Here is a 4,513-nt window from a genome sequence, read left to right as displayed (position 1 = left end):
CTGAAAGGTCGCGAAAGTCTGTGGACTTTGTGTAAGACAGTACATGGTTTTTTAACCGTGGTATGCAACGGTGGTTGAAGCAGAAACTTAAATCGTGAGGTTTAGGAATCGCCGCACTTTTAGGGCGGCGAGGATGTCAATCTTACTCGGTTAAGTAGGGTTTGCGGCAAAAAGCTTTTCCTAGGGGCAGGGTGTGGGGTGTGGGGTTTTATCGATTTTCAGGTGGTCAACTACCTAATTTTCAGGGAAAAAGTACCTGAATTTTCCCCCCGATCACTACTTATAATCTGTGTCTCTGTCGATTTTAACTGGTTAAACCGTGTTTTAGGGCAAAACGTACCAATTCCGTGCGACTATTAGTACCAGTCTTGCTAAATAAGCGACTGACGTATTTTTCTACGTTTCTGACGCTGGTTTCTAGACGACTGGCAATTTCTTTATTCATCAATCCCTCGGCTACCAGATCTAAAACACTTTGTTCCCGGGGGGTAAGGTCAATTTTAATCGGGGGGGGAGTAGTAGTAAAAGTGTTATGTTGTCCCACCTGCTGTTTTAATTCCCGGATATCTCGGGCAATTTCTTCTAATCTAGCGTTTTCGCTGGTGGCTTGCAAGGATTGACGACGGCGCTCGATTAAAGACTTGATTAATGCTTCTAATTCTTCGGGATCGAAAGGCTTGGATAAATAAGCATCACAACCAGCATTATAACCCTGAATGCGATCGCTGGTCATCCCCCTAGCGGTAAGAAAAACCACGGGAATTGTCTGAAAACGAGCATCTTCGCGCAATTTCTTCAGAAACTGATAGCCATCCACCTGCGGCATCATAATGTCGGAGATGACTAATTCCGGAATTTCTTGATTGAGTAAATCCCAGGCTTCGTTAGCATTACTAGCAGTTCTTACCTCGAAGTCATCCCCGTACTGTAGATATGCTTGTACAGATTCACGAACCCCCGGTTCGTCATCCACTAACAAAACTTTCGCAGGTGTGTCCATGAATTTCTCGCAGCGATCGAATATTGTCCGAATCCTATCTTATCAGCTATCAGGGGATAGGGGATAGGGGATGGGGTTAGGGGATAGGGGATGGGGGATGGGGTGATGAGACAGCTTCCCCACTTCCCTATCTCCCCACACCCTACTTCCCAGATTATCCTCAAGATAGTGACGGTGGGTTAAACTAGCAGGTAGAAGTAAAAAGTTACAAAAATCACATAGATTATTTTAGAATCCTTTCATCATTCTTAACAAATCCCGTGACCATTCTTTGCTGGCTCGATCGCATTAGTGCTTCTGATCGCCCCCTGGTGGGGGAAAAAGCTTTTATTGCCAGTGAATTACACCAGCGAGGATACCCAATTATCAGGGGATTTGCCATTTTTAACCACATTTTTGCGGAATTTTTGGAAACTATCAACAAGGCTGACTCGTTCTTGACTGATTTTCCGCAATCTTCCCTCTATTTAGACGTAGATGACGCAAAAGCTCTGCAATTAGTCGCTAAAAAGAGTCGGAGCGCCATTTTACAAGCAGCAATTCCTCCTCTCTGGTTAGAAGAACTAGGGGCGGCCGTGGCACAATTATCCATGGATACCCTAGTATGGCGCTTTTCCCTACCAGCTAATCTGGCTCGGCGAACTCTAGGGTTATTTTCTGCCCCAATCAGTGGAATTAAAGCAGATAATCTAGAAAATGCCCTAAAACAAGCTTGGGCGGAGTTATTCAGCGCCAGAAGTCTATTTTATTGGCGAAAAATGGGAATTGGTTTAGAAAACGTTCAATTATCTTTACTGGTACAACCGTTATTACCGGCCAATTGTGCGGGAAATGTGTTGATTAATGACGATAACTGGCAAATTCAGGCGGTTTGGGGGTTAGGACACAGTTTAGTGAATGGAGAAGTGGCACCGGATACCTATATTATCGATCGCTCCGGTCAATTACGCAGTCGGCAATTAGGCAATAAATCCCGCGCTTATTATCTCAATAGTGACAGTAATCTGCTTGCGCCACAATTATTAGCACCCAGTTTACAGGAAAGCCACTGTTTAGATAATTTCGCCATCGATCGCCTTTGTCAACTGGTTCAATCTCTGCTTACGGAAAAACCCACCTTAACCAGCATAGAATGGCTGATGATGCTGGATGGTCAAATTTATATTCTCAACTGTCACAGTCAGGAAATCACCGCTACTACCTCCCATTATCCCCTAAGAGGATTAGGGGCATCCCCGGGGTTGGTATCGGGAGTGGCAAAAGTTATCAGCAATTTCGACTCCCCAGAGGCAAATTTTCAGGATTGCATTCTGGTTACTACTAATTTACCTCCCCAAAAACTGCCCCATTTACGCCAAATTCGAGCAATGATCACGGAACAGGGGGGATTAACTAGCCATGGTGCTATTTTAGCCCGGGAATTAGCCATTCCTGCCATTGTCGGGGTGAAAAATGCCACGGAAATTATCCGCTCAGGAGAGATAATTTTAGTAGATGGTACGAGGGGAATTATTTCTCTAGCATCTCAGGAAAATATTTCCTTACCCCCGCAACCCCCCAGAGAAACCGACGGGACGGCAATTGCCACCCGTTTGATGGTTAATCTCAGTCAAACTGAAAGTATTGCCAGAATCCAAAATCTGCCTATTGATGGGATCGGTTTATTGCGCTCAGAATGGATGATTTTAGAGTTACTTTCCCAGCGTAGCCTAGAAGAATGGTTAACACCAGAGCATCAAGGGGAATTAATCGAGAGATTAAGTGATTTAATCGCACAATTTGCCCTTAGTATCCAGCCTAAGCCTTTATTTTACCGTTCTTTTGATGCTCAACATTCGGCTAAAGACAGTCGGGGAACCCATGGTTATATATTAGATGCGACTCTATTCGATCTGGAATTGCAAGCTTTACGACGGGTACAAACCACCAGCGCCACCAATATTAATTTACTGCTTCCCTTTGTCCGCGGAGTGGAAGAATTTATTTTTTGCCGGCAACGGGTACAATCGGCTTTACTCACTCAAGTCCCTTCTTTTCAATTGGGGATAATGGTGGAAGTACCGGGGGTAATCTTTCAATTGGGGGATTATGTGCAAGCGGGGGTACAATTAATCGCTATTGGTACTAATGATTTAACTCAATTACTTTTAGGTAGCGATCGAGAAGATTTCTCAGAATATTTTAACGCCCGTCATCCCGCAGTCAGGGCAGCTTTAAAACAAATTATCACTCAAGCAAAAGTTTTACAGATTCCCTGTTCCGTTTGCGGCATGGCCATCGTTCAGTATCCTGAAATTATCGATGATCTGATTGCTTGGGGTGTGACTTCTCTTTCGGTGGATACAGAAGCAGTTTTAGCCACTAGAGAGGCAATTGTTCGGGCAGAAAGAAGGTTTTTATTGGAAAATAGCAGATAACCTCGGCAAAAGGAGTGTTAGGGGTTGGCTGTTGGGGAAGATGTTAGAGGAGGCAAGAGGCAAGAGGCAAGAGGCAGAAGGCAGGTTTTAGGTTTTGGGGTTTTGGGGTTTTAGTTCAATTTCCCCACTACCCCACTACCCCACTACCCCACTTCCTAATTCATACTTTGTGCTTTTTGTCAAAAAAACTTTTTTTTTGCAATAAAACTACACAAAAAAAAGATCATCGTTGTGGGTGAAATTGACTCATTTACCTGTCTTCATTAGGATTACCTTCTAGGTGTGGCAAGGGTTTCAACCGTTGCTGCCCAAAAACGCACAGAATAACCGACTATGAAATTCTATCAAATCGCTGTAACCACTGCAACATCGTTGTTAAATAAAAATCTTTCTCAATTAATTTTTAAGAATTTGTAAATATTGCGGAATGTTAATTTAAATATTCTCAAGTTTTTGGAGTCAATAAATAATTTTTACTTATATTTTTGGGAAAATAGAACTCCTGCAAAAATCCAACATCTACCATTGGGTTAGGAGTCAGTATTCAGGAGATTATTTTTATTTATTCTTCCCCCGCAACGCGCACGCAGTGACCCCCCCTACACCCCACACCCCATCCCTAGAACGATACCCCTATTAAATCGATTTCCACAAAAGCCATCAACTACCCTAATTAATAATTCCAGCGGGGATTTTTTTGTCCACCAGTTCGCCACTTCCCCCACAGTAAAAAATTCACTGATTTTTGCGTCAGAACTACTCCAGTTAATTATCCTAGTATTAGTCATTTGTCGTTGTCCTTTGATTGATTAGCCGCAAACTTCCATTGAGGATTAGCACCTTGACTTGTAGCGTAAAAAGCAAGTAAACCAGAGCTTAACTGAATCGGTACAGAAATTTGGCGTTGTCAGATAAAGAGATGAGAAGGCAAAATAGATAGAAACTCAATGAAGGAAAAAAAACGATGAAATGTCCAGAATGTAAAAGTGACCACATCAATAAAAATGGTCATCGTGGTCAAAAACAAAACTATATATGTGTAAACTGTGGTCGTCAGTTCATCGATAGCTATGAAACCAAGGGCTATAGCGATGAT

At 42.9% G+C, this 4,513-nt stretch carries 3 protein-coding genes; 2 read left to right on the top strand and 1 reads right to left on the bottom strand.

The window, feature by feature from the left end; all coding sequences use genetic code 11:
* Window positions 1–304: 304 nt before the first annotated feature.
* Window positions 305–1,000 (bottom strand): response regulator transcription factor, encoded by a 696-nt coding sequence (locus IM319_RS11075; RefSeq protein WP_287079412.1) that lies wholly within the window; start codon window positions 998–1,000, stop codon window positions 305–307.
* A gap of 260 nt (window positions 1,001–1,260) precedes the next feature.
* Between IM319_RS11075 and IM319_RS11070 the strand changes: the two genes are divergently transcribed.
* Both IM319_RS11070 and IM319_RS11065 read left to right on the top strand, forming a co-directional pair.
* A complete protein-coding gene (locus IM319_RS11070) occupies window positions 1,261–3,417 on the top strand; it encodes a putative PEP-binding protein (RefSeq protein ID WP_287079414.1) in 2,157 nt (718 codons plus the stop codon).
* Window positions 3,418–4,381: 964 nt separating this feature from the next.
* On the top strand, window positions 4,382–4,513 hold a 132-nt coding region (locus tag IM319_RS11065), incomplete at its 3' end, for an IS1/IS1595 family N-terminal zinc-binding domain-containing protein (RefSeq protein WP_425185062.1).

It is taken from the genome of Microcystis sp. M113S1, from assembly GCF_020246945.1.
GTDB lineage: Bacteria > Cyanobacteriota > Cyanobacteriia > Cyanobacteriales > Microcystaceae > Microcystis.
This window is presented reverse-complemented; position numbering and strand designations above follow the sequence as displayed.

Coding starts and splice junctions, on each gene's coding strand:
- IM319_RS11075 (WP_287079412.1), bottom strand. CDS start 1,000: ATGGACACACCTGCGAAAGTTTTGTTAGTGGATGACGAACCGGGGGTT.